We start from the raw sequence: 2704 nt of genomic DNA on the forward strand, positions 1-2704 counted from the left end.
TCGCCGAGCGCGGATACCGCACCGTCGCCGTGGACGGGCGGGGCCAGTTCGAGTCGGACGGCCCCGCGACGGACGAGTCCGCCTACGCGCAGGAGGAGTTGGCGCGGGACGTGCTGGCGCAGGCGGAGGCGCTCGGCGGCCCGGTGCACCTGCTGGGGCACTCCCTCGGTGGGCAGATCGCGCGCGCGGCCGTCCTGCTCGACCACACGCCCTTCGTGTCGTTCACCCTGATGGCCTCCGGACCGGCGCAGATCTCGACGTCCCAGCAGGAGCGCGTGAAGCTGCTCCGGGACGCGCTCGCCGTGCTGGGCATGGCGGAGGTGTGGGAGGCGATGCGGGCGATGGAGCCGCCGGAGGAGACGGAGACACCCGCGCTCGACCCCGGGCTGGACGAGCGGGACGACCTGCGGCGCCGCTGGCTGGGCACCAAGCCCGCCCAACTGATCGCCACCGGGCGTCAGTTGTGCACGGAGCCGGACCGGGTCGCCGAACTGGCGTCCGTACCGCTGCCGTTCCACGTGCTGTCCGGTGCGCGGGACGACACCTGGCCGCTGCCGCTGCTCGACGACATGGCCGTACGGCTGAAGGCGCGCCGGACGGTCATCGAGGGCGCCGAGCACTCCCCCAACACGGACCGCCCCCTGGAGACGGCCCGGGCGCTCGCCGACTTCTGGGACGGCACGGCCCGGTCGTAGCGCCGGGGAGGGGCTAGAACTGCGCCTGCAGGTGCTCCCAGAACCCGTCCCGCAGCGCCCGCCGCAGATCCGCCTGGCCGCGCAGGGAGTACTGGAGCAGCGCCTCGGCCTCGACCAGCAGGTCCTGGTCGACGGAGCCGGGCAGGTAGGGGTGGCCGGGGAACAGTTCGACCAGTGCCTCGCGGCCCCGGGAGGCCAGCCAGCGCGCCGCGATCTGGGCGCCGACGAAGCGGACGTCCTCGCGGGTGGGGCGGGTGCCGGCGGCGGCGTCGTACGCGGCGGCGGTGCGCCGGGAGACGTACGGCTTGAAGAACTCCAGGTCGAAGGTGCGCTGGCTGTCGACCTCCCAGAGCAGCGGCTCGGCCTGGTTGCGGCCCTCGGGCGCCTCGATGCCCCAGAGGTGGACGCGGGCGCCGTAGCCCTGGGCCGCCTCCACCGCCGAGACCAGGTCCTCGTCGCCGCCGAGGAGGGCCGCGTCGCTGATCGCGCGGTGCCGCGCCAGGGACTCCAGGTCGGACCGGATCAGGGAGTCGACGCCCTTCTGCTGGTTGTTGGCGTTGAGGTTGCCGAGGCGGACCTTGACGTCGGGCAGTTCGGCGATGGACTGCTGTTCGGCCGTGTGGATGCGGCGCCGGGCGCCGTCGTACCAGTACACGCGGAGCAGCCGGCTGTCCGCGAAGATCGTGCGGGCCTTGTCGATCAGCGCGTCGATCAGGCCCTCGGCGTCGACGTCGAAGGCGCGGCGGTCCTCGGTCCCGGCGATCAGCCGGCCGGCGGCTGCATACAAATAGCCCGCGTCGACGAAGATCGCGTGGGTCGAGGGCGTCTTCGCCACCTCGGCGAGCATGCGTTCCAGCAGCTCGTTCGTGCGGTCGATACGGGCGCCGAGGGCGGCCAGGTCGTCGTTCATTGCCTCCATTGTCCCGGTGGTCACACTGCGAACACAACCGGTCCCGGTCGGTTCCTGGGCTGAGGCTTACCGGTCAGTAATTAGTCGTTCGAAAAATTTCTTTAGCGTAGGGAATGTTCGTAACAAACGGAGTGTTGAGTTACGTATGACGGTGGATACACCACGCGTCACACCAAGTAGTTCTCCGCAGGAGGATGACCAGACGAAGGGAGAAGCCCGTGCGCTTCGAAATCATGCGACTCGACGAGATCGACGGCACCGCCGTGGACAGCACCGTCGTGGACGCCGCCTCCGTCAACCGGATCGTGCAGCAGGCCGCCGCCATCGGACAGCGCCTGTGGATCCGCCCGGCCGACACCCCGGCCTCATAACACGCGCTTGCGCAGAAGCTTTCGCGGCCCCCGCGCGGACCTGTTCCGCACGGGGGCCGCGCTGGTGTTCCGGGAGGTCTCAGCTTCCCCGGATCACCTGGGTGACCCCGTTGATGATCTGCTGCACGGCGATCGCGGAGAGCATCATGCCCGCGAGGCGCGTCACCAGGACGACGCCGCCGTCCTTGATGACCCGGATGATCAGCAGCGAGTAGCGCATCACCAGCCACAGCACGACGTGGATCGCGAGGATCGCGGACCACACCGAGAGCTGCATGGAGACACTGTCGGCCTTCTGCACGGCCAGGATCACGGACACGATCGCACCGGGCCCCGCCAGCAGCGGCATGCCCAGCGGGACGAGCGCCACGTTGACGTCCTTGGTCTGCTTCGGCTCGTCGGTCTTGCCGGTGAGCAGGTCCAGCGCGATCAGCAGGAGCAGCAGCCCGCCCGCGATCATCAGCGCGGGCACGGACACGTGCAGGTAGTCGAGGATCTGGTGGCCCAGGACGCCGAACACGGCGATGACCCCGCCCGCCACGCAGACGGCCTGGAACGCCATCCGCCGCTGCACCTTGGCCGGCCGTCCGGCGGTCAGGGCGAGGAAGATCGGGGTGATCCCAGGGGGATCCATGATGACAAAAAGGGTCAGGAACAGGGAGCCGAAGACGGCGATGTCGAACATGGGGAAGTGCAGGCCTTGCAGGGAGAAGGGGAAGCTACGGGGG

Annotated in this window: 4 protein-coding genes; 2 read left to right on the plus strand and 2 right to left on the minus strand. The window is 69.9% G+C overall.

Features of this window, described 5'->3' with window-relative positions:
* The coding region (locus CCN44_RS18880; RefSeq protein WP_107502084.1) for an alpha/beta fold hydrolase at window positions 1-695 on the plus strand (695 nt) is incomplete at its 5' end.
* 13 nt (window positions 696-708) lie between these two features.
* Here CCN44_RS18880 and CCN44_RS18885 read toward each other — a convergent pair.
* A complete protein-coding gene (locus CCN44_RS18885) occupies window positions 709-1614 on the minus strand; it encodes an NYN domain-containing protein (protein ID WP_086698343.1) in 906 nt (301 codons plus the stop codon).
* A 209-nt stretch (window positions 1615-1823) separates the two neighbouring features.
* On the opposite strand from CCN44_RS18885, the gene CCN44_RS45080 reads away from it, so the two are divergent.
* On the plus strand, window positions 1824-1976 hold the full coding sequence (locus tag CCN44_RS45080) for a hypothetical protein (protein WP_086698344.1): 153 nt from the start codon (window positions 1824-1826) through the stop codon (window positions 1974-1976).
* A 79-nt stretch (window positions 1977-2055) separates the two neighbouring features.
* Here CCN44_RS45080 and CCN44_RS18895 read toward each other — a convergent pair whose 3' ends face one another.
* Window positions 2056-2661, minus strand: a complete 606-nt coding sequence (locus tag CCN44_RS18895) for a MarC family protein (RefSeq protein WP_059252460.1) — start codon at window positions 2659-2661, stop codon at window positions 2056-2058.
* Window positions 2662-2704 lie beyond the last annotated feature (43 nt).

This window comes from Streptomyces tricolor, from assembly GCF_002155905.1.
GTDB lineage: Bacteria > Actinomycetota > Actinomycetes > Streptomycetales > Streptomycetaceae > Streptomyces > Streptomyces tricolor.